This is a genomic window from Bacillus sp. SKDU12 (genome assembly GCF_010093085.1).
GTDB lineage: Bacteria > Bacillota > Bacilli > Bacillales > Bacillaceae > Bacillus > Bacillus mexicanus.
The window spans coordinates 82,019-108,139 of the sequence record NZ_MSRC01000001.1 but is presented as its reverse complement, the minus strand read 5'-3'; the positions used below and the strand labels follow the sequence as shown (position 1 = coordinate 108,139).

Annotated in this window: 26 protein-coding genes; 21 read left to right on the top strand and 5 right to left on the bottom strand. The window is 44.2% G+C overall.

Annotated features, from left to right (window positions below):
* The 4 genes from thiI to BTW01_RS00500 all read left to right on the top strand — a co-directional run bounded on the left by thiI (position 1) and on the right by BTW01_RS00500 (position 4,892).
* Positions 1–1,206 carry a tRNA uracil 4-sulfurtransferase ThiI gene (gene thiI, locus BTW01_RS00515; protein WP_162101115.1) on the top strand — a complete coding sequence of 402 codons (1,206 nt, stop codon included), beginning with the start codon at positions 1–3 and terminating at the stop codon, positions 1,204–1,206.
* Between the two features lie 92 nt (positions 1,207–1,298).
* On the top strand, positions 1,299–1,514 hold the full coding sequence (locus tag BTW01_RS00510) for an alpha/beta-type small acid-soluble spore protein (protein ID WP_010329658.1): 216 nt from the start codon (positions 1,299–1,301) through the stop codon (positions 1,512–1,514).
* 178 nt (positions 1,515–1,692) lie between these two features.
* The gene (gene mbcS, locus BTW01_RS00505; RefSeq protein ID WP_162101114.1) at positions 1,693–3,282 is read left to right on the top strand and encodes an acyl-CoA synthetase MbcS; all 1,590 of its coding nucleotides are present in this window, start codon (positions 1,693–1,695) and stop codon (positions 3,280–3,282) included.
* A gap of 20 nt (positions 3,283–3,302) precedes the next feature.
* Complete coding sequence (locus tag BTW01_RS00500; RefSeq protein WP_162101113.1) at positions 3,303–4,892, top strand: amidohydrolase; 1,590 nt, start codon at positions 3,303–3,305, stop codon at positions 4,890–4,892.
* 29 nt (positions 4,893–4,921) lie between these two features.
* Here BTW01_RS00500 and BTW01_RS00495 read toward each other — a convergent pair whose 3' ends face one another.
* Positions 4,922–5,728: an NAD kinase gene (locus BTW01_RS00495; RefSeq protein WP_162101112.1), complete on the bottom strand. Its 807-nt coding sequence runs from the start codon at positions 5,726–5,728 to the stop codon at positions 4,922–4,924.
* 185 nt (positions 5,729–5,913) lie between these two features.
* Between BTW01_RS00495 and sppA the strand changes: the two genes are divergently transcribed.
* From sppA to BTW01_RS00430, 14 genes are all read left to right on the top strand, one after another.
* The gene (gene sppA / locus BTW01_RS00490; protein WP_162101111.1) at positions 5,914–6,921 is read left to right on the top strand and encodes a signal peptide peptidase SppA; all 1,008 of its coding nucleotides are present in this window, start codon (positions 5,914–5,916) and stop codon (positions 6,919–6,921) included.
* 12 nt (positions 6,922–6,933) lie between these two features.
* The gene (locus BTW01_RS00485; RefSeq protein WP_162101110.1) at positions 6,934–7,428 is read left to right on the top strand and encodes an RDD family protein; all 495 of its coding nucleotides are present in this window, start codon (positions 6,934–6,936) and stop codon (positions 7,426–7,428) included.
* 74 nt (positions 7,429–7,502) lie between these two features.
* Positions 7,503–8,183 carry a DUF2953 domain-containing protein gene (locus tag BTW01_RS00480; protein ID WP_162101109.1) on the top strand — a complete coding sequence of 227 codons (681 nt, stop codon included), beginning with the start codon at positions 7,503–7,505 and terminating at the stop codon, positions 8,181–8,183.
* A 13-nt stretch (positions 8,184–8,196) separates the two neighbouring features.
* Positions 8,197–8,646 (top strand): GerW family sporulation protein, encoded by a 450-nt coding sequence (gene ytfJ / locus BTW01_RS00475; protein WP_162101108.1) that lies wholly within the window; start codon positions 8,197–8,199, stop codon positions 8,644–8,646.
* 110 nt (positions 8,647–8,756) lie between these two features.
* The gene (gene tpx / locus BTW01_RS00470) at positions 8,757–9,260 is read left to right on the top strand and encodes a thiol peroxidase (protein WP_162101107.1); all 504 of its coding nucleotides are present in this window, start codon (positions 8,757–8,759) and stop codon (positions 9,258–9,260) included.
* 59 nt (positions 9,261–9,319) lie between these two features.
* Positions 9,320–10,306 (top strand): class I SAM-dependent methyltransferase, encoded by a 987-nt coding sequence (locus BTW01_RS00465; protein WP_162101106.1) that lies wholly within the window; start codon positions 9,320–9,322, stop codon positions 10,304–10,306.
* 341 nt (positions 10,307–10,647) lie between these two features.
* On the top strand, positions 10,648–11,835 hold the full coding sequence (locus tag BTW01_RS00460) for an acetate kinase (protein ID WP_162101105.1): 1,188 nt from the start codon (positions 10,648–10,650) through the stop codon (positions 11,833–11,835).
* Between the two features lie 84 nt (positions 11,836–11,919).
* On the top strand, positions 11,920–12,432 hold the full coding sequence (locus BTW01_RS00455) for a MogA/MoaB family molybdenum cofactor biosynthesis protein (protein WP_162101104.1): 513 nt from the start codon (positions 11,920–11,922) through the stop codon (positions 12,430–12,432).
* 168 nt (positions 12,433–12,600) lie between these two features.
* Complete coding sequence (locus tag BTW01_RS00450; protein ID WP_162101103.1) at positions 12,601–13,812, top strand: argininosuccinate synthase; 1,212 nt, start codon at positions 12,601–12,603, stop codon at positions 13,810–13,812.
* Positions 13,809–15,194 (top strand): argininosuccinate lyase, encoded by a 1,386-nt coding sequence (argH, locus tag BTW01_RS00445; RefSeq protein WP_162101102.1) that lies wholly within the window; start codon positions 13,809–13,811, stop codon positions 15,192–15,194. The genes BTW01_RS00450 and argH overlap by 4 nt, the downstream gene beginning before the upstream one ends.
* A gap of 67 nt (positions 15,195–15,261) precedes the next feature.
* On the top strand, positions 15,262–15,393 hold the full coding sequence (locus BTW01_RS18595; RefSeq protein WP_258894761.1) for a hypothetical protein: 132 nt from the start codon (positions 15,262–15,264) through the stop codon (positions 15,391–15,393).
* A gap of 125 nt (positions 15,394–15,518) precedes the next feature.
* Complete coding sequence (locus tag BTW01_RS00440; protein WP_162101101.1) at positions 15,519–16,286, top strand: SDR family oxidoreductase; 768 nt, start codon at positions 15,519–15,521, stop codon at positions 16,284–16,286.
* A gap of 61 nt (positions 16,287–16,347) precedes the next feature.
* Complete coding sequence (locus BTW01_RS00435) at positions 16,348–17,031, top strand: metal-dependent hydrolase (RefSeq protein ID WP_162101100.1); 684 nt, start codon at positions 16,348–16,350, stop codon at positions 17,029–17,031.
* Positions 17,032–17,150: 119 nt separating this feature from the next.
* Positions 17,151–18,470, top strand: coding sequence for a CBS domain-containing protein (locus BTW01_RS00430; RefSeq protein ID WP_162101099.1), 1,320 nt, complete (start codon positions 17,151–17,153; stop codon positions 18,468–18,470).
* A 17-nt stretch (positions 18,471–18,487) separates the two neighbouring features.
* Here BTW01_RS00430 and BTW01_RS00425 read toward each other — a convergent pair whose 3' ends face one another.
* On the bottom strand, positions 18,488–18,790 hold the full coding sequence (locus tag BTW01_RS00425; protein WP_162101098.1) for a YtpI family protein: 303 nt from the start codon (positions 18,788–18,790) through the stop codon (positions 18,488–18,490).
* 128 nt (positions 18,791–18,918) lie between these two features.
* Here BTW01_RS00425 and nrnA point away from each other — a divergent pair, with 128 nt between their 5' ends.
* On the top strand, positions 18,919–19,860 hold the full coding sequence (gene nrnA, locus BTW01_RS00420) for a bifunctional oligoribonuclease/PAP phosphatase NrnA (RefSeq protein ID WP_162101097.1): 942 nt from the start codon (positions 18,919–18,921) through the stop codon (positions 19,858–19,860).
* 15 nt (positions 19,861–19,875) lie between these two features.
* Here nrnA and BTW01_RS00415 read toward each other — a convergent pair whose 3' ends face one another.
* From BTW01_RS00415 to ytrH, 3 genes are all read right to left on the bottom strand, one after another.
* Positions 19,876–20,067 carry a hypothetical protein gene (locus tag BTW01_RS00415; protein ID WP_162101096.1) on the bottom strand — a complete coding sequence of 64 codons (192 nt, stop codon included), beginning with the start codon at positions 20,065–20,067 and terminating at the stop codon, positions 19,876–19,878.
* A gap of 101 nt (positions 20,068–20,168) precedes the next feature.
* A complete protein-coding gene (ytrI, locus tag BTW01_RS00410; RefSeq protein ID WP_162101095.1) occupies positions 20,169–20,672 on the bottom strand; it encodes a sporulation membrane protein YtrI in 504 nt (167 codons plus the stop codon).
* The gene (gene ytrH / locus BTW01_RS00405) at positions 20,669–21,010 is read right to left on the bottom strand and encodes a sporulation membrane protein YtrH (protein ID WP_003223537.1); all 342 of its coding nucleotides are present in this window, start codon (positions 21,008–21,010) and stop codon (positions 20,669–20,671) included. Before ytrH ends, ytrI begins: the two co-directional genes overlap by 4 nt.
* Before the next feature lie 139 nt (positions 21,011–21,149).
* Here ytrH and dnaE point away from each other — a divergent pair, with 139 nt between their 5' ends.
* Positions 21,150–24,497, top strand: a complete 3,348-nt coding sequence (gene dnaE / locus BTW01_RS00400) for a DNA polymerase III subunit alpha (RefSeq protein ID WP_162101094.1) — start codon at positions 21,150–21,152, stop codon at positions 24,495–24,497.
* A 138-nt stretch (positions 24,498–24,635) separates the two neighbouring features.
* Positions 24,636–25,868, top strand: a complete 1,233-nt coding sequence (maeB, locus tag BTW01_RS00395; RefSeq protein WP_162101093.1) for an NADP-dependent malic enzyme — start codon at positions 24,636–24,638, stop codon at positions 25,866–25,868.
* Positions 25,869–26,121 lie beyond the last annotated feature (253 nt).

The window sequence follows — 26,121 nt, the reverse complement described above, 5'->3', positions numbered from 1 at the left end:
ATGAATTACGATCATATATTAATTCGTTTTGGGGAAATTTCGACTAAAGGCAAAAACAGAAAAAGCTTTATTGAGCGCTTAAAGCAAAACATCAGACTCGTTTTGAAAGACTATCCGAACTTAAAATACTTTTCCAATCGGGACCGGATGACGATTACATTAAATGGCCAAGATCCTGAGGCTCTTTTCCCTCATTTAAAGCAGGTGTTTGGCATTCAAAGCTTCAGCCTGGCGATTAAGTGTGACAGCCGTCTTGATGAGATAAAAGCTACTGCTCTAAAGGCGATAGAGGACCAGTATCAGCCTGGTGATACGTTTAAAGTAGAGACAAAAAGAGCATATAAACAATTTGAATTAGATACCAATCAAATGAATGCTGAAGTCGGCGGCCATATTTTGCGGCATACAGAAGGATTGACCGTCGATGTCCGCAACCCTGATATCCCGCTCAGAATCGAAATCAGGGAGGAAGCGACGTTTTTGACGATTCGCAATGAAAAAGGAGCAGGCGGCCTGCCAGTTGGTTCAGCAGGCAAAGCAATGCTGATGCTTTCCGGCGGTTTTGACAGCCCTGTCGCCGGTTTTTATGCGATGAAACGAGGAATATCAGTAGAAGCTGTTCATTTCTTCAGCCCGCCGTACACAAGCGAGCGCGCAAAGCAAAAGGTAATGGATCTGGCAAAATGCCTGGCCCATTTCGGCGGAAGCATGACGCTTCATATTGTACCGTTTACAAAAACGCAGGAGCTGATCCAAAAACAAATTCCCGAAAACTACACAATGACGGCAACCCGCCGCCTCATGCTCCAAATTGCAGACAGAATCAGAGAAAAGAGAAACGGGCTTGCTATCATTACGGGAGAAAGCCTCGGCCAGGTAGCGAGCCAAACGCTTGAAAGCATGTATGCAATTAATGCGGTGACGTCAACACCGATTTTGCGTCCGTTAATCGGCATGGATAAAACAGAAATCATTGAAAAATCAAGGGAAATCGGTACGTATGAGACGAGCATTCAGCCGTTTGAGGACTGCTGTACGATCTTTACGCCGCCTAGTCCGAAAACACGCCCTAAAAAAGAAAAAATCGAACACTATGAAAGCTTTGTTGATTTTGAGCCGTATATCCAAGAAGCAGTTGAAAACATTGAGACAGTGACACTGTATAGCGAACAAGAAGCAAACGATAAATTCATGGAACTCTTTTAAATCAGCTGCAGCTCCTGTATACAATTACCAAAGTTTTTCTGAATGAAGCCATGTGTTTTAACACATTCTATACTCACAAGGAGGTGAGACACATGGCACAAAACAGTCAAAACGGTAACAGCAGTAACCAACTTCTAGTACCAGGAGCTGCTCAAGCTATCGACCAAATGAAATTAGAAATCGCTTCTGAATTCGGTGTAAACCTTGGAGCAGACACAACTTCTCGCGCTAACGGTTCTGTTGGGGGAGAGATCACTAAACGTCTTGTATCTTTTGCTCAACAAAACATGGGCGGAGGACAATTCTAATTTACAATTTCACATAATGGCTTAGGAGTGGGGGATATCCCCACTCTTTTTCGTTTTTATATATAAAAAAGGACTAGCGGCCTATAAAATCTATGTTTACGCAGCTTATTTTTAGGCATATCCTTACGAAAAGGACCTGAATTTATGTATAATGGGTGGAGAAAGTGAGGAGTTGTTCGTGTTAAAACGAGAAGATTTAATTGCACCTATGCAATACAACTTAGTGAATGAAATGGAAAAGTTCAGTGCTGCTGGACAAAAAACCGCTCTTCTATGGGAAGATGAGTCAGGTACACAAAAATCTTGGTCATATGAAAAGCTGATGGAAGAAACAAATAAAATCGGGGCGGCTTTGGCTGACCTTGGGTTTAAAAAGGGAGATAAGCTGATTGTAATGGTTCCGCGGGTGCTTGAAGCCTATGCTGTTTATTTGGCTATCCTGAAATCAGGAATGGTTGTCATCCCGTGTTCCGAAATGCTTCGTGCGAAAGATCTTGAATACCGGATTGAACATGCGGAAGTAAAAGGCGCTATCGTCTATTCTGCATTTATTGGCGCCTTCCGTGATGTCAGTACGGCTGACAAACTGATTAAGCTGTCTATTGGCGAAAACGATGCCGGCTGGAAAAATCTCTTATCGATTGAAGCAGACGGAAGCCAATTCCAAACAGCTGACACAACTAGAGAAGATATGGCTTTCTTATCTTACACATCTGGGACAACCGGTCAGCCTAAAGGTGTTGTACATACACACGGTTGGGCATTTGCTCATTTAAAAACATCTGCCGGCGCTTGGCTTGATATTTCTGAAAAGGATACCGTCTGGGCGACTGCTGCTCCTGGCTGGCAAAAGTGGGTGTGGAGCCCGTTTTTAGCGACACTCGGCAGCGGAGCGACAGGTTTTATATACTACGGCCGATTCAAAGCGGAAAAATATTTAGAACTGTTAAACCGCTACAAAATCAATGTTTTCTGCTGTACGCCGACAGAATACCGCTTAATGGCGAAGGTCGATGGCTTAGACCGCTATGATCTTTCTGCTTTGCATAGCGCTGTTTCCGCAGGTGAACCGCTCAACCGCGAAGTCATTGATGTGTTCCAAAAGCACTTTGGCATTAAGGTGCGGGACGGATATGGCCAAACAGAAAGCACACTGTTAGTCGGTGTCTTAAAAGATACAGATATTAAACCAGGGAGCATGGGAAAACCGACACCGGGCAATCAGGTTGAGATCATTAACGAAGACGGCGAAATCTGTAAAACGGGTGAGGTTGGCGATATCGCAGTTCATTTGAGTACACCGGCGCTCTTTAAGGAATATTACAAAGATCCGGAAAGAATGAAAAAGCAAATTCGCGGCGATTATTTCCTCACAGGAGACAGAGCCAAAAAAGATGAAGACGGATACTTCTGGTTTGAAAGCCGCAATGACGATATTATCATCAGCTCCGGCTATACGATCGGGCCATTCGAAGTGGAGGATGCGCTTGTTAAGCACCCTGAAGTGAAAGAATGTGCGGTTGTTGCAAGCCCGGATGAAATCAGAGGCTCAATCGTTAAGGCATACGTTGTTCTGCAAGATTACGATAAACGCAGTGATGAGCTTGTCAAAACGCTGCAAAATCATGTGAAGACAATCACTGCTCCTTACAAATATCCAAGAGAGATTGAATTTGTAGAAAGCCTGCCGAAAACGGCTTCTGCAAAAATCAGACGAGTGGAATTACGACAACGCGAAGAACAGCTCAAAGCCAATAAAAAGGCATAACGAAAGAGAGTGAACGTGAAGTGAAGGCGATATGGCACGGCGGTTTCATTTATACGATGCTCGAAGAAGACGATCGGACAGAGGCAGTTTATGTTGAGGACGGTGTCATAAAGGGCACTGGCAGCTATGAATGTCTAAAGAAAAAGTACGGGTCTCCGGAAACGGAAGAAATCAATCTGGACGGAGCGGTCATGCTTCCGGGTTTTGTCGACAGCCATTTGCATTTGATCGGCCACGGTGAAAAACAGCTCCAGCTTGATCTGTCCGCGCTAACGTCGAAAGAAGCGATTTTACAGGCTGCCAAGGAAAGAGAAGCGCAGCTCTCTGAGGGCGATTGGCTCATTGGAGAGGGCTGGAATGAAAATCAATTTAAGACACCGGACTATTTGGTTAAGCATGATCTTGATCATTTATTTCCAGACAGGCCCGTCTTACTCAAACGAATATGCCGGCATGCGATAGCTGTCAATTCTGCAGCCCTTCAAGCAGCAGGAATTTCAAGAAACACGCCCGACCCTGAAGGGGGAGTCATTGTAAAAGATGCAAATGGTGAGCCGTCCGGACTTCTGTTTGATAAGGCGCAGGATTTAATTTTGAAAGCTGTCCCGCCAGTCTCTCAGCACTATGTTGATGAGGCGCTTACGGCTGCGATAAAGGATTGCTGGGCAAAAGGCCTGACGGGAGGGCATTCGGAAGACTTGTCCTATTACGGCGATGCTTCTGTGCCGATGAAAGCGTATGAGAAAGCTGCTGCAAGCGGGGCGTACCCGTTCCGCTGCCATTTGCTCGTTCATCATGAAGCAGTCGATCGATGGGAGCAGCTAGAGAAGCCAATCGGCCCGTATGTGGAGTTCGGTGCAATGAAAATCTTTGCAGATGGAGCGCTTGGCGGGAGAACCGCTTTATTGAAAGCACCCTATCAGGACGATCCGTCCACTAGCGGGGTTCAAGTTCATGATGATGAAACCCTTGCCCGGCTCGTTCAAAAAGCGAGAGAAAAAGGCATGGAGGTTGCGGTTCACGCAATCGGTGATCTCGCTTTTGAAAAAGTGCTGAATGCAGCTGAAAAACATCCGCCCGCAAACGGACGGCATGACCGGCTGATTCATGCGCAAGTGCTGAACGACGAATTAATTGAAAGAGCAGCACGGATGCCGATCGCACTTGATCTTCAGCCTCATTTCGTCGCCAGTGATTTTCCGTGGGTCATTGACCGTCTTGGAGAAGACAGGATGAACACAGCTTTTGCTTGGAAAACGTTGATGTCTAAAGGCATTTTATGCGCGGGCGGTTCAGACGCCCCGATAGAGCCTGTTGACCCGCTTCTTGGCATCCAGTCGGCGGTGCTTAGGAAAAGCAGTCATGAGCAGAACGGGCCAAGCTATAATGAAAGCGAATGTTTATCTGTATATGAAGCGATAAAGCTCTATACGGAAGGAAGCGCCCGGATCATTTATAAAGAGGAGTCACGCGGAAAGATTGCAGAAGGCTATGACGCGGATTTTACAGTTCTTAGTGATAATCCTTTTACAATTGATCCCGCCCAGCTTCATCTTTTGGACATAAAAAAAACCGTGATCAACGGCCAGATTGTGTATGAGAATTTATAAAAGGACAGGCAGCTGCCTGTCCTTTTTGCTTACGATAAAAAGGTACGCTTCACTTTCTCCCAGAATGAATTGTCCTTTAGTTTCACTGTTTTAATTTTTTTGTCAGACAGTTTGATTTCGATTGTTTTCACGTTTCTCGTGCTGAGAGCTTCATTGTCCAATCCGATGATTGGGTGATCATTTCCGTCCTGTATCACACGAAGGGTCAGTTTTCGGTCAGAACTGAGGACAAATGGCGAGCCGAGTGTCCGGTAGGTATTATTGTTGAGTGAGGCAAGCTCAGATACCTGCATGCATGGGAGCAGCGGATCAACAACCGCTCCTGCTACAGACTTATTATAAGCGGTGCTGCCTGTAGGGGTTGAGATGATCATTCCGTCACCTCTAAACGTTTCAAAGTGCAGATCATCAATCAGCACATCCATGACAAAGGTTTTAATGATGCTTGAACGGATGGAGACCTCGTTTAAGCAGTGAAAAGGGCTGGCGTTATCCACTGCCACTTCAATCAGCGGATATTTTCTGACTTCTAATTGTTCAAACGTCATCGCATCGACCAATTTTTCCCGCTCATCACTATAAAAGTCGCAATATAAATGAGCTTTCCCCTTTTTGGTAATGCCGACATACAAGCAGTCGTCACGGAAATTCGTTTTTCTGACTGCCTGCAAAAATGAACCGTCCCCGCCAGTGCTGGCAATAATATCGGCGTCTGACTGATGGTTCACAACCGTAAATCCGTGCTCTTCAGCCAATTGTATTAAAGAGCTGGCTTGTTCGTTTGTTTTTTGGTCTTGTTTGTGAAAAAAATAAACATTACGGCGCTGATCGGTCATATCCCATATCCCCTTTGCTGTCATATTTAAGTTTTTCTGTCATCCAGTATTGTGATAAAATACCTTTGGCCATAAGTGTACCATGTTTGCCGGCAGCCAGTTAAGCCGGAGCTTTCTCATCAAATGAAACATTTTTCATTTTCAATCGTATAATGAGAGAGTTTGGGAAAAAGGAGGAGAAAAAAATGAATGCAAAAAGATGGATTGCATTAGTGATTGCCTTGGGGATTTTCGGCGTGTCCATCATCGTCAGCATCTCAATGAGTTTCTTTGAAAGTGCAAAAGGCGCTCAAACAGATCTCACATCACTGACAGATGAAACGCAAGAAAAGACGCTGGAAAACGGCAGTCTCTCAAGTAAAATAGCCGTATTAGAGGTCAGCGGCACCATCCAGGATAATGGAGATTCAAGCAGTCTGCTCGGTTCAGACGGATATAACCACAGAACATTCTTAAAAGACCTTGAGCGCGCAAAAGAGGATAAAATGGTCAAAGGCATCGTTCTGAAGGTGAATTCTCCGGGCGGCGGAGTGTACGAAAGTGCTGAAATACATAAGAAACTAGAAGAAATCAAGAAAGAAACAAAAAAACCGATTTACGTGTCGATGGGATCGATGGCAGCATCTGGCGGCTATTACATCTCAACGGCGGCTGATAAGATTTTTGCGACACCGGAAACCTTGACTGGGTCACTCGGCGTTATTATGGAAAGCGTCAATTATTCAAAGCTTGCCGATAAGCTCGGCATTTCTTTTGAAATAATTAAGAGCGGGGCCCATAAGGATATTATGTCTCCTTCCCGTGAAATGACGAAAGAAGAAAAGGACATCATGCAATCCATGGTTGATAATTCGTATGAAGGTTTTGTTGATGTCATTTCCAAAGGCCGCGGCATGTCGAAAGCTGACGTGAAGAAAATTGCGGATGGACGCGTGTATGACGGACGGCAGGCGAAAAAACTGAAGCTTGTTGATGAGCTTGGTTTTTATGATGACACCATTTCAGCGATGAAAAAGGATCATAAGGATTTGAAAAATGCGACTGTCATTTCTTATGAGAAAAGCTTTGGATTAGGCTCACTGTTTTCCATGAGTGCTAACAAAATGTTTAAGAGTGAAATTGATTTTCTGAATATGAGAGAAATTCTTTCACAATCCGGCTCGCCGAGAATGATGTATCTCTATGCGAAGTAGGAGGGATCAATAATGGACACGACATATGAAGAGTTAGAGCGCGATGACATCAAAAGCCTGCAAGAAGCGGAACCGCTGACACTTGCCTATGCCGGCTTTTGGGTTCGTTTCTGGGCTTTCTTGCTGGATTGGCTCGTTGTATGGGGATTAAACCATTTGCTTGTTTCTCCCCTCTTTACCGTATTGGACTTGCCGAAAACATCCGGCATGTTTACTTTCTCGGCCTACACTGTGACTACGCTTGTTGTGTATCTTGCCTATTTTGCGCTGATGACAAAGTTCTTCAGGCAGACGCTTGGGAAAATGGTATTCGGCCTCAAGGTGGTTTCTGTGAAGCCGGATCGCAAGCTGACATGGGGCGCAGTCATTTTTCGTGAAGTAGTCGGACGGTATATTGATAAGTTTTGGATTTTATATATCGTCATTGCGTTTTCGCCCACAAAGCAGGGGATTCATGATTACATTGCAGATACGACAGTAGTGCATGAAAAATTGTACCGCAAATAACCGATAAACCCGGATTTCCTCCGGGTTTATTTTTTTTGGATTTGGCGATAATGCTCCTAGAGGAAGTGAAGAAAATGGTATATGTGCTGACAGCCATTCTTATTCTCATAGGGATCATACTGCTTTTTAGAATGAAGATCCATGTCGCGATGGAGTATCTTCATGCCGATGATAATGACAAATTAACGTTGAAGATCACAGCGCTGTTTGGCCTCATCAGGATAAAAAAAATAATCCCGGCGATTAAGTTCAACAAAGACGATGGAACCGTGGATATTAAACAAAAAACGGAATCCAAAATGAAAAAAAACAGCGAAAAGAAAAAAATTACACAAGATGATGTACAGAAAAGCATTCATAAAATCCAAACGCTTCTGCATCAGGTCACAAAATTAAAAAAAATCAGCGCGTCTTTTTTGGCGCATTTACATATCACAAAACTCGAATGGGTTACAGTTGTCGGAATTCAGGATGCGGCAGTGACAGGTGTGTTAACAGGCGCTGTCTGGGGTGTGAAAGGCGGTATCGCTGCGATGCTGAATGACCATCTGGATTTTGTGAATACACCCGTTTATGAAGTGATTCCATCGTTTCAAGTTCCTGTTTCCAAGACCCATTTTCAGTGTATATTCTTTTTTCGCTTTGGACATGCTATGCTTGCAGCTTTCAAATTCGTCAAATACGGACGGGAGCTATCCGTATTAAAAAAGAATCCGTCATCCCGAATGACTTCAAAGAATGATTCATCAGTTTAAGGAGGAAGCGTATATGGCAGACCATCCCATCCAAGGTTTAATGAAAACCGCAATGGAAAACTTGAAGGAAATGATTGATGTAAATACTATCATCGGTGACCCGGTTGAAACGCCGGATGGAAGCGTGATTTTGACTGTTTCTAAAGTTGGATTTGGATTTGCCGCAGGGGGAAGCGAGTTTGGCGGAAAGCCGGCAGAAAAAAAATCGGAAGACGATGAGACGAGAGAACAGAAACTTCCTTTCGGAGGCGGAAGCGGTGGCGGTGTATCCATTACGCCGATCGCATTTTTAATTGTCGGAACGACCGGCGTCAGAATGCTCCATCTAGATGAAAATACCCATTTGATTGAAAAAATTTTAGATGCAGCCCCTCAAACCCTTGAACGTATTCAGCAAATGTTCAAGAAAAATAACAAGAACCAAGGTCAGGGTCAAAATCAAATGAACAATATGAATGAGTAAAGTAAGTTAACTGCGGAGGCCGCAGTTAACTTTTTTGGCATAAACTTTGCAGTTTGCAGGAAACTTTACTATGATAGATAGAGACATACATACAATAGGGAGGAATTATAATGGCTGAAATTACATTCAAAGGCGGTCCGGTTACACTCGTCGGACAAGAAGTGAAAGCAGGGGATCAAGCTCCTGATTTCACAGTGCTGACTAACAGCCTTGAAGAAAAATCGTTAGCTGATATGAAAGGAAAGGTAACGATTATTTCTGTTATCCCTTCAATTGATACAGGCGTTTGTGACGCGCAAACACGCCGTTTTAACGAAGAAGCTGCAAAGCTTGGAGATGTCAATGTCTACACAATCAGTGCGGACCTTCCATTTGCACAAGCTCGCTGGTGCGGTGCTAACGGAATTGACAAAGTGGAAACACTGTCTGACCACAAAGATATGTCATTTGGCGAAGCGTTCGGTGTGTATATAAAAGAACTTCGTCTGCTTGCGCGTTCCGTATTTGTCCTTGATGAGAACGGAAAAGTCGTTTATGCAGAATATGTAAGTGAAGCGACAAACCACCCGAATTATGAAAAGCCAATTGAGGCTGCCAAAGCATTAGTAAAGTAAGCAGGGAAAAAAGCTCCAGGCTGCCGCCGGAGCTTTTTTTATGGCAAGGAGGAACACATATGCAAAAAGACCATGTAGGTGCGGTTTACGAGCTGTTAGACGAGGCCGCGATTATCATAAAGAATGAATTGCAAATTTCATATATAGAGGCGCTGGCTGAAGCGGGAGAAATGTATTTTCTTGAAAAAACGGATCAGCTGAAACTGTCTGACAAGAAAGACGGACAGCTTCAAGCTCTGCTTGAAAAAGCGGAATTCGAGACGTGTGAGCACGAGTGGGTGCGCAAAGCTTTTCAGCTTGCTGTCCTGAAGGGTCTGAAAGATATTTCTCATCCGAACAGACAAATGACACCTGACACGATCGGGCTTTTCATCAGTTATTTGGTGAATAAGTTTATGGCGGACAAGAAGGAACTGACGATTCTTGATCCGGCTGTCGGAACAGGAAACCTTCTATTCACAGTGCTGAACCAGCTATCTGAAAAAACGGCAAATAGCTATGGTATTGAAATTGATGATGTGCTGCTGAAAATCGCATATGCCCAAGCGAATCTTCTGAAAAAAGAGCTTGAGCTTTTCCATCAGGATAGCCTTGAGCCGCTGTTTATCGATCCTGTTGACACAGTCATTTGTGACCTGCCAGTCGGCTATTATCCGAATGACGAGGGGGCAGAAGCATTTGAACTCAAAGCAGATGAAGGCCATTCCTACGCCCATCATCTGTTTATCGAACAGAGTCTCAAACATACCAAGCCGGGCGGCTACTCATTTTTTATGATCCCGAATCATTTATTTGAGAGCTCCCAAAGCGAAAAGCTGAAACAATTTTTCAAAGATAAAGTTCATATCAACGCGCTTTTGCAGCTGCCAAAATCTATTTTTAAAGATGAGGCACATGCGAAAAGCATCCTTGTACTTCAGAAAAAAGGAACAGAGACGAAAGCACCGAGTCAAATTCTGCTTGCGAGTCTGCCATCTTTTTCAAATCAAAAGGCAATGCTTGATATGATGGCTCAATTTGATGAGTGGTTTAAAAAAGAGAAATAGGTGTCGAACAGCAGCTTAGGCAGCCGTCATGCGATGGTGCTTAAGCTGTTTTTATTTATGCTCTTGAAATCGGTCTGACGAATTGAATCAAGTTTTGAAACACAAAATACAGAAGGAAAACCCGCTAAATGTAAGCGTTCGTCATTACAAAATCTACAGACGATATATCTGAAAATAATGACTTCTTATTGTAAGCGTTATCAATACACAAGTTCACTTGAAATGCTGGCATGACAATGTTTAAATGAAAAAGTCAGATATTTTCGGAGAAGTAAAGATATTCACCGGGAAAAAAGTACGAAAACGAAGTTGTTGATACAGAGTATAAAGGAGCGTCAATCATGTCCAAAATTATTGCAATTAACGCAGGAAGCTCATCTTTGAAATTTCAGCTTTTCGAAATGCCTTCTGAAACCGTTTTAACGAAGGGTCTAGTTGAACGAATTGGTATCGCCGACAGCGTATTCACGATTTCTGTAAACGGCGAAAAAAATACAGAAGTTACTGATATTCCGGATCATGCGGTAGCTGTTAAAATGCTGCTGAACAAATTAACGGAATTTGGCATTATTAAGGATTTAAATGAAATTGACGGAATCGGCCATCGTGTCGTGCACGGCGGAGAAAAATTCAGCGATTCTGTTTTATTGACGGATGAAACGATTAAGGAAATTGAAAATATCTCTGAATTGGCACCGCTTCACAACCCGGCAAATATCGTTGGAATTAAAGCGTTCAAAGAAGTGCTTCCAAATGTTCCTGCGGTTGCTGTTTTTGATACGGCGTTCCACCAAACAATGCCTGAGCAGTCTTACCTGTACAGCCTGCCATACGAATACTATGAAAAATTCGGCATCCGTAAATACGGTTTTCACGGCACCTCACATAAATATGTGACTGAGCGCGCGGCAGAACTACTCGGCCGCCCATTAAAAGACCTGCGCCTGATTTCCTGCCACCTCGGAAATGGCGCGAGTATTGCAGCTATTGAAGGCGGAAAATCAATTGATACATCCATGGGCTTTACGCCGCTTGCTGGCGTTGCAATGGGTACCCGTTCTGGAAACATTGATCCTGCCTTGATTCCATATATCATGGAGAAAACAGGCCAGACAGCTGACGAAGTACTGGATACATTAAACAAAAAAAGCGGATTGCTCGGTATCTCTGGCTTCTCAAGCGATCTTCGTGACATCGTTAAAGCAACGAAAGAAGGAAATGAGCGAGCAGAAACGGCGCTGGAAGTCTTCGCAAGCAGAATTCACAAATACATTGGTTCTTATGCAGCAAGAATGAGCGGTGTGGATGCGATTATCTTTACTGCGGGAATCGGTGAAAATAGTATAGAAGTGAGAGAGCGCGTCCTTTGCGGCTTAGAATTTATGGGTGTATACTGGGACCCTGCGCTTAATAACGTTCGCGGCGAGGAAGGCTTCATCAGCTATCCGCATTCTCCAGTGAAAGTCATGATCATTCCGACTGATGAAGAAGTCATGATTGCACGTGACGTTGTCCGTTTAGCAGAATAAATCGTATGAAAGCACATTCTCTTGAATGTGCTTTTTTGTTCATGCATGATTGTGATAGACAGAAAAAATAAAAGAGGTGGAACGATGAGTGTTCAAGAGCATAAACAAGAAGCTCCTGATATTGTTCGATGCAAAGTGATCACAGTCAGTGATACGAGAACGGAAGAAACCGATAAAAGCGGGAAGCTGATGATCTCGTTTTTAGAAGATGCAGGTCATCACATCGCTTCATATGAAATCATAAAAGATGAAAAGGATGCTTTGCAGCGTGCTGTGCTTGCAGGCTGCTTGGATGAACATACAGACGCAGTGCTCTTAAACGGCGGGACAGGCATAGCCAATCGGGATGTCACAATTGAAGCCATTACGCCGCTGTTTTCGAAAGAGCTGCCGGGCTTCGGAGAAATATTCAGGATGCTGAGTTATACAGAGGATATCGGTACTGCCGCGATTATGTCGAGAGCTGCCGCAGGCGTCATCCAGCATACAGCTGTTTTCTCAACACCAGGCTCAAGCGGTGCGGTAAAGCTGGCAATGAATAAGCTTATTATTCCTGAACTTGCACATGTGGTCAGAGAAATCAGAAAAGACAAGTAAATGAATAAATACTGCGAAACTTCACCTGAAAATTCAGGTGAAGTTTTTTTATAAAAGGCTTGAAAAAAAGAAACATACTTGTTACAGTGTATACATACAAAATGCATTTTTATTAAATATAATTTATTTTTATACAAAAAGAAACACAGTTGAGAGGGGATTATTATCATGTCAGAACAGAAAAAAGTCGTGTTAGCATATTCAGGAGGTCTTGATACTTCCGTCGCAATAAAATGGCTCCAAGAGCAAGGATATAATGTGATCGCCTGCTGTCTGGATGTCGGTGAAGGAAAAGACTTGGCATTTGTTCAGCAGAAGGCGCTGGAAGTCGGTGCAACAAACTCCTACGTGATCGATGCAAAAGAAGAATTCGCACAGGACTATGCGCTTATCTCTCTGCAGGCCCATACGATGTATGAAGGGAAATATCCACTCGTTTCGGCATTGTCCCGGCCGCTTATCGCGAAAAAACTGGTTGAGATTGCGGAAAAAGAAGATGCGCAGGCCATCGCGCACGGATGTACAGGCAAAGGAAATGACCAGGTTCGTTTCGAAGTCTCCATTAAATCATTAAACCCTGACCTTGAAGTTATCGCGCCGGTTCGCGAATGGCAGTGGTCACGTGAAGAAGAAATTGAATATGCGGCAAGCCGCGGCATTCCGATTCCGATTAATCTTGACAGCCCGTATTCTATCGACCAAAACCTCTGGGGCCGTGCAAACGAGTGCGGTATTTTAGAAGATCCATGGGCAGCGCCGCCAGAAGGTGCATACGATTTAACGGCACCGCTGGAAAAAACGCCGGACACGCCGGAAGTGATTGAAATTGCTTTTGAACAAGGCGTGCCTGTTTCGATTGACGGTGTATCCTACTCGCTTTCTGAATTGATTTTAAAGCTGAATGAAGTGGCAGGCGCACACGGTGTCGGACGTATCGACCACGTGGAAAACCGTCTTGTCGGCATTAAATCCCGGGAAGTTTACGAATGCCCTGGTGCGATGACACTCATCAAAGCGCATAAAGAACTAGAAGACCTAACTTTGGTGAAAGAGGTCGCTCATTTTAAACCGATCATCGAGCAAAAAATGTCGGAGATTATCTACAACGGCTTATGGTTCTCACCATTAAAAAATGCGCTGCACGCTTTCTTAAAGGAAACGCAGCAGCATGTCACAGGCATTGTCCGTGTGAAGCTGTTTAAAGGCCATGCGATTGTAGAGGGGCGTAAATCAGAATACTCTCTATATGATGAAAAACTTGCAACATATACGAAAGACGATGCGTTTGATCACCATGCGGCAATTGGATTTATTGAGCTTTGGGGACTTCCGACAAAAGTGAACAGCATCGTGAAAAAGAAGGAGCAGATGAAAGCATGAAGAAGCTTTGGGGAGGCCGGTTTCAAAAAACACCGGAGAAATGGGTCGACGAATTTGGCGCGTCCATATCATTTGACCAAAATTTAGTCACTGAAGACATTACAGGGTCTCTCGCACATGCTGCCATGCTGAAAAAATGCGGTATCCTGACAGCGGAAGAAGAGCAGAAAATCCGTGAGGGGCTGAATACCCTTCTGCAAAAAGCAGAGGAGGGAGCATTGGCATTTTCAGTCGATTATGAAGATATACATTTGAATATTGAGAAAATGCTGATTGACGAAATCGGCCCTCTCGGCGGTAAGCTGCATACCGGCAGAAGCCGGAATGACCAGGTGGCGACTGATATGCATTTATACTTAAAAAATCATGTCAGCCACATCATCGAACTGATTGGAGCTTTCCAAAGCACGCTGATTGAAAAGGCGGAGGCGAATGTCGAAACGATTTTGCCGGGCTACACACATTTGCAGCGCGCACAGCCGATCTCATTCGCTCACCACCTGCTCGCTTATTTCTGGATGCTTGAGCGCGATAAGGAGCGCTTTCAGGATTCAATGAAGAGAATTAACAAGTCTCCGTTAGGCTGCGGGGCACTCGCGGGAACAACCTTCCCAATCGACCGTAATTATTCAGCAGAACTGCTCGGCTTTGATTCCATTTATGAAAACAGTCTGGACGGCGTCAGCGACAGAGACTTCATTTTGGAATTTTTAAGCAACAGCAGTACGCTGATGATGCACCTATCCCGTTTCTCTGAAGAAATCATTCTATGGTGCTCTCAGGAGTTTAAATTCATCGAGCTTGACGATACGTATGCCACTGGAAGCAGCATGATGCCGCAAAAGAAAAACCCTGATATGGCAGAGCTGATCCGTGGGAAAACGGGACGTGTATACGGCGATATGATGGGGCTTTTTACGATCATGAAAGGCCTTCCGCTCGCTTATAATAAAGATCTTCAGGAAGACAAAGAAGGCATGTTTGATACGGTAAAAACAGTCGAGGGCAGCCTGCAAATTTTCACGGGCATGATCCAAACGATGACTGTAAACAAAGAGGTCATGAAGCAAGCGACAAAACAAGACTTTTCAAATGCGACAGAACTGGCTGATTATTTAGCGAAAAAAGGAATGCCGTTCAGAGAAGCGCATGAAGTGGTCGGGAAACTTGTGTACACATGTATTGAAAAAGGGATCTATTTAAGCGATATGCCGTTTAGTGATTTTCAACAGGCGAGCTCGCTTTTCGAAGAAGATATTTACACGGTCTTAGACCCTTACCACGCGGTTGAAAAAAGAATGAGCGCAGGAGGCACTGGGTTCAAACAGGTGGAGCAGGCGCTTGAAAAAGCGAAAGCTTGCGTTGCAGCCGGAGTTTGCTAATATTTCCTTCATAAAATCTCATCATTATAGCCAACCTATCTCTACAATGATGATGGGAGGCTGAATGATGAAAAAAGAGCCGGAACGCTATATATATGATGAACAAGAAAGCCAGGAGACGACAAGGCTTATTTCAGAAGCATATCAAAGCGGTTATGTCGATATGCCTGATCAGGAGTCTTCGTCTACTGCCAAATAAGCTGTCTGTACAGGCAGCTTTTTTTGTATGTCAAAGTGTAAAAAGTGATATTGAAGGCCTTTTATAGTAAAGTAGAAGAAGAAACGCTTTATGAAAGCGGCGACGTTGCTTTGGGAGGTATTCATGTGCGACATGCTTTAATTACTGCCGGTTCAAAAGGTTTAGGACGCAAAGTGACTGAGACTTTGCTTGCAGAGGGGTATTCAGTAACAGTCAATTACAGACAGGACGAGGAAGCTGTCAACTGCCTAAAGGAAGCCTGTCATGATTGTCTTGACCGGCTGCAATTTGTAAAAGGTGATGTCACAAAAAAAGAAGATCTGCTGCGTATGGCAGAGGCTGCCTTAAACCGCTTCGGAAGGATCGACTTTTTGATTAACAACGCGGGGCCATACATATTTGAACGTAAAAAGTTAGCTGATTACACTGATGATGAATGGTACGGCATGCTGGAAGGTAATTTAAGCGCTGTCTTTCATTTATTCAAAGCGATTATCCCCGCGATGAGACAACAGCAATTCGGACGCATCATCACATACGGATTCCAAGGCGCGGCGCATGCGCCCGGATGGCTTCATCGATCGGCATTTGGCGCTGCAAAAGTAGGTTTGGCCTCTTTGACGAAAACCATTGCCATTGAAGAAGCTGAATTCGGCATAACCGCTAACATGGTTTGCCCAGGAGAGATTGTCGGTGGGATGAAGGAAGCCTCAATAGAGGAAGCCAGAAAGCGAATCGGCAAAGAAAAAACGCCGATTGGAAGATCCGGCACAGGCGAAGATATCGCCCGGATTATCGCTTTCTTGTGTGAGGAGAACTCAGACCTTGTAACAGGAACTGTCATTGAAGCCACCGGTGGCCTCAATGTCATTAATAAGAATCAAGCAACATAAGTTTTTCAGCTTTTTAAAAAGGGAAAATAAAAAATCAAAATATCGTGACGAGGTGAAAGAAATGAAAGTGACATATCACGGACATTCTGTCATTACAGTGGAAACGAAGGAGCACCATATAATATTTGACCCATTTTTGACAGGGAATTCGTTAACGGATATCAAGCCGGAGGATGTAAAAGCAGATGTCATCTTATTGACGCACGGCCACAATGATCATGTCGGCGACACAGAGCAAATCGCCAAGCAAAACAATGCGCTTGTCGTAGCTCCAAACGAGCTCGCCGTGTACTTAGGCTGGAAAGGCTTGAATGTTCATCCGATGCACATCGGCGGCTCTCGCCAGTTCGATTTTGGAAAAGTGAAGCTCACACAGGCCTTTCACGGATCAGCGATCACAGACGAAGAAAACAAAACGATCACGTACACAGGCATGCCGGCCGGTATTTTGCTGACTGTCGAAGGTAAAACAATTTTCCACGCGGGTGATACGGCTCTATTCTCAGATATGAAGCTGATAGGCGAATTGAATCATATTGACCTTGCCTTCCTGCCGATTGGCGATAACTTTACGATGGGGCCTGAAGACGCCAAGCTTGCCGCTGAATGGCTGCGGGCAAAGCAGGTCGTGCCGGTGCACTACAATACATTCCCGGTCATCGAACAAGATCCTGAGGCATTTGCTGACAGCCTGCCGGGCGGAGTCGGTAAAGTAATGGCTGCTGGTGAGACGATCGAGCTTTAAACGGATGAAAACATCTCCTGATGAATCAGGAGATGTTTTTTTATTTTCCAGCCTCATTGCGTACAAATCCTCCAAGCCCTTATAATAAAAACAGAAGACTGTCCTTAGAGGTGAAAGGCTTGGCAACGAAGCATGAACAAATTTTAACATATATTGATTCACTGCCTGTCGGTGAAAAAATTTCTGTGCGACGAATTGCAAAGGAAATGAAAGTAAGCGAAGGCACTGCGTACAGAGCGATCAAGGAAGCAGAAAATAAAGGGTTTGTCAGCACAATCGAACGTGTGGGCACTATCAGAATTGAACAAAAGAAAAAAGAAAACATTGAAAAACTTACATATGCAGAAGTCGTAAATGTCATAGACGGACAAGTGCTCGGAGGCCGGGCAGGGCTTCATAAGACATTGAATAAGTTCGTTATCGGCGCGATGGAGCTGGACGCGATGATGCGTTACACTGCAGCAGGCAATCTTTTGATTGTCGGAAACAGAATCAATGCACACAGACAAGCGCTCGAAGCGGGAGCGGCTGTATTGGTGACCGGGGGTTTCAATACGGATGACAGCATTGTGCAGCTGGCAGATGAGCTTGAGCTGCCGATTTTATCAACAAGCTATGACACCTTTACAGTCGCCGCAATGATCAACCGGGCGATTTATGACCAGCTGATCAAAAAAGAAATTGTCCTGGTGGAGGACATCCTAACGCCCGCTGACCGCACGATATATCTTTCGCCTAAGGAAAAGCTTGAAAAGTGGTATGAGAAAAACTTTGAAACGGGGCATGGCCGATTTCCAATTGTCGACGACCAGATGAAAATCCACGGCATTCTGACATCAAAAGATATTGCCGGCCATGACCGAAATGCACCTATCGAAAAGGTCATGACCAAAAATCCGGTTACGGTGATTGGGAAAACATCTGTCGCCTCAGCTGCGCAGATGATGGTATGGGAAGGGATCGAGTTGCTTCCCGTCACGGACGAACACCAAAAACTGATCGGCATGATCAGCCGCCAAGACGTGTTAAAGGCCCTCCAAATGATTCAAAAGCAGCCGCAGGTCGGAGAGAAGCTTGATGATATCGTTTCAAGGGGATTTAAAGATGAGGACAATGATAAAGAGGGGCAAACGGTTTACGAGTATGAGGTTACACCGCAGATGACAAATCAGCTCGGAACCATTTCTTATGGTGTGTTTACGACCATTTTGACGCAAGCGGCAAACCGTTTTTTACGCTCGAAAAAACGCGGCGAGCTTGTCATAGAAAGCATCACCATTTTCTTTTTGAAGCCTGTGCAGATGGAATCGGTCATTGAAGTCAAACCGCGCATTTTAGAGGCCGGCCGAAAGTTCGGAAAAATGGAGGTAGAGGTGCATAACCAAGGCCATATCGTGTCAAAAGCGATGCTGATGGTTCAGCTGATGGAAAGAAGCTAAGGGACGTCAGGCGCCCCCTACGCGTGATCTCTTTCAGCTTCTTTAGCGTGAAGGGGATTGTAATGCCTGTAAGCCTTATAACCTGCCCAAGCGCTTCCTGCTCCTATGATGATAAAGATGCCGCCGATGACTAACGTTAATACTGAATGGAATAATATCATTTGGTTGAGACCGTAGAATAGGACCAGCGATCCTAAGGCCATGCTTGATTTTGCTGAACAGATTTCTTTTTCCAAAGCTTGTTTTGCCCGTATGTCTTTTACTTTATAATACACATAAAAGCAGGCTGAAAGCCCAATCAAAAAAACAAGAACCAGCATAAATGAAATCCTCCATCGTAAAAGTTTACAAACCCATCCTAATAAAAACGGGCTTGGTTTTGACGTTTTTATCTTTTCCGTCGGCAGAGAATGTGATTTAATGAATAAAAACAATAAAGGAGTACCAAATGAAAACAGAACTGATCAGAACCATATCATTATATGACACGATTATCATACATAGACATGTGCGTCCTGATCCGGATGCCTACGGATCACAGTGCGGACTTACAGAAATCCTGCGTGAATCATATCCTGAAAAAAATATTTTCGCAGTCGGCACGCCGGAACCGTCCCTCTCTTTCTTATATTCCCTTGATGAGGTGGACAATGAAACATATGAAGGCGCACTTGTCATTGTCTGTGATACGGCAAATCAAGAAAGAATTGACGATCAGCGTTTTCCTTCAGGAGCCAAATTGATGAAAATCGACCACCATCCGAATGAAGATCCATACGGAGACCTTCTATGGGTCGATACAAGCGCAAGCTCAGTAAGTGAAATGATTTACGAACTGTATTTAGAAGGAAAAGAGCATGGCTGGAAGCTTAATACGAAAGCGGCAGAGCTGATCTACGCCGGCATTGTCGGAGATACCGGACGTTTCTTATTTCCGAATACAACGGAAAAAACATTAAAATATGCAGGCGAGCTCATTCAGTATCCATTCTCTTCCTCAGAGCTGTTTAATCAATTGTATGAAACAAAACTGAATGTAGTGAAGCTTAATGGCTTTATCTTCCAAAATGTGTCATTGTCCGAAAACGGAGCCGCTTCTGTTTTCATTAAAAAAGATACGCTTGAAAAGTTTGGCACAACGGCTTCGGAAGCGTCTCAGCTTGTCGGGACGCTTGGCAATATCTCAGGCATTCGCGCTTGGGTGTTTTTCGTAGAAGAAGACGATCAAATCAGAGTCAGATTCCGTTCAAAAGGACCTGTCATTAACGGACTTGCCCGGAAATATAACGGAGGAGGGCATCCGCTTGCCTCAGGCGCCTCTATTTACAACTGGGATGAGGCTGATCGGATTTTAGCCGATCTTGAAACATTATGTAAAGAACACGAGTAGAGGGGAGACCCTCTCTTAGTGTTCACCAGTGACGGGAATGAACCAGCATCCAAAGTCAGTAAGGTCCTCATAGACTTGGAGATTGTGAGATTGAAGTTCTTTTTTGATGAGGGAAGCGAGTGAGTTTGTTTCGGCGTATGCAGAAAAACCTTGTCTGATTCGGGCTGTTTGATCTTTTGCTAACTGACGGTCACTGTAAACCTCCATTTCCCTTCCTCCTTCCTTTCGTCAATAAGCCTCACATATAGTTTATAAAAAAGAATGGGAAAAAGCGACAGAAGTTTGGTGAATTTTAAAAAAATCCATAATTACGTGGCGAATGATATTTCGAGCTCTACGGTCAGTCTTGTATAAATTGTTAATTCTTTAACGGTTGCTTCGTATTTTTTTTCATTGATCATATAGACTTTATTTTCAATAGTCCGTTTTAAAAGATCCTTTGTTTGATAGACGCTTTCGATGTCTTTTGTAATCACCTCTGAGATATCATCTTTTACATGTTCCTCGAATTTCGTTTTATCCGGCTGCGATATTTTATATTTATCTCCATTCAGCAGTTTGACGCTGACGCTTTGAATCAGCAGTTTTCTTTTATTATCTTCATTCAATTTATGGAGGTCTTCCTGATAGATCGAAATTTGATTGTTCAAGTCTTTTACATGCTCTTTTTGTTTTTCAATGAGGGTGACCTGTTCCTCTTGGAATGTTCCGTAAGTAAACAGGAAAAAGAACCAGCTGATTATGGCTCCGCACATCATTCCCGCGAAAAAGCGCTGCCACCCTGGTTTTTTGTACTGCTGTGGAACCCTCATGAAGAAAGATGCTCCTGAGTCAGCCATGAAATAATGAGCCAGCCGCTTTGCGCCCCGCCCATGGCTGAGATAATCAAAAGAAGCTGCTTAAAAATATCTCTTGTATTGCCTTCAAGAATGCCGCGTTCAAAGCTGTATACTGCATCAAAGGTGCCTCCGATAGCTGCGACAAGCGCCCATATTTTTAACCGGTTCGCAAGCTTTGTAATGGCCGTAAGCGGCGCTTCGCCTGCCAAATAGGCTCCGAGTCCTCCGATAAGTGCGCCTCCGATCAGCACCCCTAAGGCAATGAAGTAACTATTAATAAAATTCACCATAAATCCTGCTTCCTGATCCATCTTTATCACCTCACCTTTTATATCATATTGAGTTTTCAGGACAAGTATGATGACCAGTCGAAAAAGAACATTTGTTTCTTATGGAAACCGGACTTATAATGAAGAAAGAAATGGAGCGTATTGAGAAAGAGGTGATAGCATGTCTTTTGTTCACCTGCAAGTGCATAGCGGGTACAGCCTGCTAAACAGCGCCGCGGCTGTGGAAGAGCTCGTCAGTGAAGCTGACAGGCTCGGATATGAATCTTTGGCGCTGACAGATGATCATGTCATGTACGGAGCTATTCAATTTTATAAAGCATGCAAGACGAGGGGGATTCACCCGATAATCGGTTTGACGGCTTCTGTTTTTACAGATGATAACGAGCTTGAAGCCTATCCGCTCGTTCTGCTGGCAAAATCAAATACAGGCTATCAAAATCTGCTGAAAATCAGCAGCGTCCTGCAATCAAAATCAAAAGGCGGGCTAAAGCTGAAATGGCTTCACAGTTATCGAGAAGGCATTATTGCAATAACGCCCGGTGAAAAAGGATATATTGAAATGCTTCTTGAAGGAGGGCTGTTTGAACAGGCCGCTCAAGCTGCACTTGAGTTTCAGTCGATATTCGGAAAAGAAGCCTTTTATGTCTCGTATCAGCCCTTTAAAGGGAATCAATCCTTGTCTGAGCAGATTCTGCGGCTGTCTGAAGAAACTGGCATTCCCGTTACTGCGACAGGCGATGTGCATTACATAAGGAAAGAAGACAAGACTGCTTATCGCTGTCTGAAAGCGATTAAAGCAGGTGAAAAATTGACGGATGCACCTGCTGAAGATCTTCCTGATCTCGATTTGAAACCAAGCGAAGAAATGCAAAACATTTATCGGGAGCATCCCGAAGCGTTGCTGGCTTCTGTTGAAATCGCCGAACAATGCCGGGTGGATGTCAGTCTCGGACAAGCCCGTCTCCCATCTTTCCCGACTCCAGACGGAACGTCCGCCGATGATTATGTAACGGATATCTGTATGGCAGGGCTCCGGAGCCGCCTTGGCACGCCTGATGAGCGATACATTCGCCGTCTTCAGTATGAGCTGGATATCATCAAACGAATGAAGTTCAGCGATTATTTTCTGATCGTGTGGGATTTTATGAAGCATGCTCATGAAAAAGGAATCGTCACGGGACCGGGAAGAGGTTCTGCGGCAGGCTCTCTTGTAGCTTACGTGCTGTATATCACAGATGTTGACCCGATTAAACATCACTTGCTGTTTGAAAGATTTTTAAACCCCGAACGTATCAGCATGCCAGATATTGATATCGACTTTCCGGATACAAGAAGAGATGAAGTCATCCAATATGTGCAGCAGAAATACGGTGCGATGCATGTTGCGCAAATTATTACTTTTGGAACACTTGCGGCAAAAGCGGCGCTTCGAGACGTCGGCAGAGTATTCGGTGTAAGCCCAAAGGAAGCTGATCAGCTTGCAAAACTCATTCCTTCAAGGCCGGGCATAACGCTGGATGAAGCGAGAAAGCAGTCGCCTCAGCTGGATAAGCGGCTTCGCGAGTCAAACCTGCTTCAGCAAGTCTATACAATTGCCCGAAAAATAGAAGGGCTGCCAAGACATACATCAACCCACGCAGCGGGTGTGGTCCTTAGTGAAGAGCCGTTAACAGATGTCGTTCCGCTTCAGGAAGGGCATGAAGGGATATATTTGACGCAATATGCGATGGATCATCTTGAAGACTTGGGCCTTTTGAAAATGGATTTCTTAGGCTTGCGCAACCTGACCTTGATTGAGTCCATCACTTCAATGATCGAAAAAGAAGAAAAGATTAAAATTGATCTTTCAAATATTTCGTACAGTGATGACAAAACGTTCTCTTTGCTGTCAAGAGGGGATACGACAGGGATTTTCCAGCTTGAATCCGCAGGGATGAGAAGCGTCCTGAAGCGGCTTAAACCTTCAGGTCTGGAGGATATTGTGGCAGTCAATGCGCTGTACCGGCCTGGTCCGATGGAAAATATTCCGCTTTTTATCGACCGTAAACATGGACGGGCGCCTGTTCATTTTCCTCATGAAGATGTAAGGAGCATTTTGGAAGATACATATGGCGTTATTGTGTATCAGGAACAAATTATGATGATTGCTTCCCGCATGGCAGGGTTTTCTTTAGGTGAAGCGGACATGCTGAGGCGGGCGGTCAGCAAAAAGAAAAAAGAAATCCTGGACAAAGAGCGAAGCCATTTTGTTGAAGGGTGCTTAAAAAAGGAGTATTCTGTAGACACTGCAAATGAAGTCTACGATTTAATCGTCAAATTCGCGAACTATGGCTTTAATCGAAGCCATGCGGTGGCATACAGTATGATAGGCTGCCAGCTTGCGTATTTGAAAGCTCATTATCCGTTATATTTTATGTGCGGATTGCTGACAAGCGTCATTGGCAATGAGGACAAAATAGCTCAATATCTTTACGAAGCAAAGGGGAGCGGGATTCGTATCCTTCCTCCGTCAGTGAACAAAAGCAGTTTTCCGTTTACAGTTGAAGACGGATCTGTCAGATACAGCCTTCGTGCGATAAAAAGTGTAGGCGTTTCAGCAGTCAAAGATATCTATAAAGCAAGAAAAGAGAAACCATTTGAAGATCTTTTCGATTTCTGCTTTCGTGTGCCGTCCAAAAACGTAAATCGCAAAATGCTTGAAGCACTTATCTTTTCTGGTGCGATGGACGAATTCGGCCAAAACCGGGCCACGATGCTCGCATCCATTGATGTTGCTTTGGAACATGCTGAGCTATTCGCCGCGGACGATGACCAAATGGGATTGTTTTTAGATGAATCGTTTTCGATTAAGCCGAAGTATGTAGAGACGGAAGAGCTTCCGCTTGTGGATTTATTGGCATTTGAAAAAGAGACGCTTGGCATTTATTTTTCAAATCATCCGCTTTCTGCCTATCGAAAACAGCTTGCCGCACATGGGGCAGCGTCCATTCTGCAGGCCCAGCAGGCTGTTAAAAGGCCGCTTTCTCTCGGTGCCCTGCTGTCGAGGATAAAGACGATTCGGACAAAAACAGGTCAAAATATGGCATTTTTAACACTCAGTGACGAAACCGGTGAAATGGAAGCCGTAGTCTTTCCTGAACAATTCAGACAGCTTTCCCCTGTTTTAAGAGAAGGCGCTCTTTTGTTCACCGAGGGCAAATGTGAAGTAAGGCAGGATAAGGTCCAGTTCATCATGTCCCAGGCAGAATTATTAGATAATATGGATGCGGAAAAAGCGCCATCGGTTTATATAAAAATAGAAAGCAGTCAGCACAGCCAGGAGACCTTGGCAAAGATTAAGCGCATTTTGCTGGAGCATAAAGGGGAAACAGGCGTTTATCTCTATTATGAAAGGCAGAAACAGACGATTAAGCTGCCTGAGTCGTTTCATATCAATGCGGATTACCAGGTATTATATCGCTTAAAAGAACTGTTGGGCCAAAAAAATGTCGTTTTAAAACAGTGGTAACGTGTCACTGATTGTTGTACAATTGGAGCAATTATGTGAACCTGTTTAAATATTCAGATAGATAAACTCCGCAGAATGCAGCAATGAACGCAGCAAAATACGAATCAAACAATACCCATTTAAGGAGTGTTTAAGAAAATGTCATTAAGAGAAGAAGCATTGCACCTGCATAAAGTAAATCAAGGGAAACTAGAATCTAAAGCGAAAGTAGAAGTCAGAAATGCCGAAGATTTAAGTCTTGCGTATTCCCCGGGGGTTGCAGAACCTTGTAAGGATATTCATGAAGACATTAACAAAGTATATGATTATACAATGAAGGGGAACATGGTAGCAGTTGTTACTGACGGTACAGCTGTGCTCGGCCTGGGAAATATCGGTCCTGAAGCAGCGCTTCCAGTCATGGAAGGAAAAGCTGTTCTATTCAAAAGCTTTGCTGGCGTAGACGCGTTCCCGATTGCTTTAAATACAAACGATGTTGATAAAATCGTTGAAACTGTTAAATTGCTTGAACCGACATTTGGCGGCGTCAACCTTGAAGATATCGCAGCACCAAACTGCTTTATCATTGAAGAACGCCTCAAAAAAGAAACAAACATCCCGGTTTTCCATGATGATCAGCACGGTACTGCCATTGTAACGGTAGCAGGTCTTGTAAATGCACTGAAACTGTCTGGAAAATCCATGTCATCTATTAAAGTTGTCGCAAATGGCGCCGGTGCAGCTGGCATTGCGATTATCAAGCTTCTTCACCATTTCGGTGTACGTGACATCGTGATGTGCGATACAAAAGGAGCAATTTATGAAGGGCGTCCGGAAGGCATGAACGATGTCAAAAACGAAGTAGCGGCATTTACAAACCAAGACCGCAAAGACGGTTCTCTGAAAGATGTCATCGTTGATGCTGACGTATTTATCGGCGTATCTGCAGCAGGAGCGTTAACAAAAGAAATGGTTCAAAGCATGGCAAAAGACCCGATTATTTTTGCGATGGCAAATCCAAATCCGGAAATTATGCCGGAAGATGCGCGTGAAGCTGGTGCAAGCGTTATTGGAACGGGCCGTTCTGACTTCCCGAACCAAGTAAACAATGTGCTTGCCTTCCCTGGTATTTTCCGCGGTGCGCTTGACGTTCGCGCTACTCACATTAACGAAGAAATGAAAATCGCGGCAGTTGAAGCCATTGCTTCACTTGTCTCAGAGGATGAGCTCAGCGCAGACTACGTCATCCCTGGACCGTTTGATAAACGTGTTGCGCCTGCTGTTGCGAAGGCTGTGGCAAAAGCGGCAATGGAAACAGGTGTTGCAAGAATCACTGTTGATCCTGAGGAAGTTGCTGATAAAACGAGAAAACTTACAATTATTGGTGAATAATCGTAATTCATTCCAAAAATGGCAGCGTGTTGGCGGAGACCGACGCGCTGTTCTCAAGTTAAACTAGCGCCTGAAATTTTTTAAAAGGCTGGTCTTAAAAAAATTTCAGGCGTGTTTAACAATTTTTTTGAATGCGTTACCAAACCTGTTGTTTCAATGTCTTATCTGAATTCATCCGAACCTTTCCGAACATGTTATTGAATGAAAAGTTGTCGAATTGAGGATGACAGCGTTTGACAAAAAAAGTACAATA

Excerpts from the sequence above, each read along its gene's own strand:
- argH (WP_162101102.1), top strand. The coding sequence starts at position 13,809 with ATGAAGAAGCTTTGGGGAGGCCGGTTTCAAAAAACACCGGAGAAATGG.
- BTW01_RS00425 (WP_162101098.1), bottom strand. The coding sequence starts at position 18,790 with ATGCTGGTTCTTGTTTTTTTGATTGGGCTTTCAGCCTGCTTTTATGTG.
- BTW01_RS00415 (WP_162101096.1), bottom strand. The coding sequence starts at position 20,067 with ATGGAGGTTTACAGTGACCGTCAGTTAGCAAAAGATCAAACAGCCCGA.
- BTW01_RS18595 (WP_258894761.1), top strand. The coding sequence starts at position 15,262 with ATGAAAAAAGAGCCGGAACGCTATATATATGATGAACAAGAAAGCCAG.
- thiI (WP_162101115.1), top strand. The coding sequence starts at position 1 with ATGAATTACGATCATATATTAATTCGTTTTGGGGAAATTTCGACTAAA.
- BTW01_RS00510 (WP_010329658.1), top strand. The coding sequence starts at position 1,299 with ATGGCACAAAACAGTCAAAACGGTAACAGCAGTAACCAACTTCTAGTA.
- maeB (WP_162101093.1), top strand. The coding sequence starts at position 24,636 with ATGTCATTAAGAGAAGAAGCATTGCACCTGCATAAAGTAAATCAAGGG.
- ytrI (WP_162101095.1), bottom strand. The coding sequence starts at position 20,672 with ATGAGGGTTCCACAGCAGTACAAAAAACCAGGGTGGCAGCGCTTTTTC.
- BTW01_RS00465 (WP_162101106.1), top strand. The coding sequence starts at position 9,320 with ATGCAAAAAGACCATGTAGGTGCGGTTTACGAGCTGTTAGACGAGGCC.
- BTW01_RS00435 (WP_162101100.1), top strand. The coding sequence starts at position 16,348 with ATGAAAGTGACATATCACGGACATTCTGTCATTACAGTGGAAACGAAG.
- BTW01_RS00460 (WP_162101105.1), top strand. The coding sequence starts at position 10,648 with ATGTCCAAAATTATTGCAATTAACGCAGGAAGCTCATCTTTGAAATTT.
- ytrH (WP_003223537.1), bottom strand. The coding sequence starts at position 21,010 with ATGGATCAGGAAGCAGGATTTATGGTGAATTTTATTAATAGTTACTTC.
- BTW01_RS00485 (WP_162101110.1), top strand. The coding sequence starts at position 6,934 with ATGGACACGACATATGAAGAGTTAGAGCGCGATGACATCAAAAGCCTG.
- sppA (WP_162101111.1), top strand. The coding sequence starts at position 5,914 with ATGAATGCAAAAAGATGGATTGCATTAGTGATTGCCTTGGGGATTTTC.
- ytfJ (WP_162101108.1), top strand. The coding sequence starts at position 8,197 with ATGGCAGACCATCCCATCCAAGGTTTAATGAAAACCGCAATGGAAAAC.
- BTW01_RS00480 (WP_162101109.1), top strand. The coding sequence starts at position 7,503 with ATGGTATATGTGCTGACAGCCATTCTTATTCTCATAGGGATCATACTG.
- tpx (WP_162101107.1), top strand. The coding sequence starts at position 8,757 with ATGGCTGAAATTACATTCAAAGGCGGTCCGGTTACACTCGTCGGACAA.
- dnaE (WP_162101094.1), top strand. The coding sequence starts at position 21,150 with ATGTCTTTTGTTCACCTGCAAGTGCATAGCGGGTACAGCCTGCTAAAC.
- BTW01_RS00450 (WP_162101103.1), top strand. The coding sequence starts at position 12,601 with ATGTCAGAACAGAAAAAAGTCGTGTTAGCATATTCAGGAGGTCTTGAT.
- nrnA (WP_162101097.1), top strand. The coding sequence starts at position 18,919 with ATGAAAACAGAACTGATCAGAACCATATCATTATATGACACGATTATC.
- BTW01_RS00455 (WP_162101104.1), top strand. The coding sequence starts at position 11,920 with ATGAGTGTTCAAGAGCATAAACAAGAAGCTCCTGATATTGTTCGATGC.
- BTW01_RS00495 (WP_162101112.1), bottom strand. The coding sequence starts at position 5,728 with ATGACCGATCAGCGCCGTAATGTTTATTTTTTTCACAAACAAGACCAA.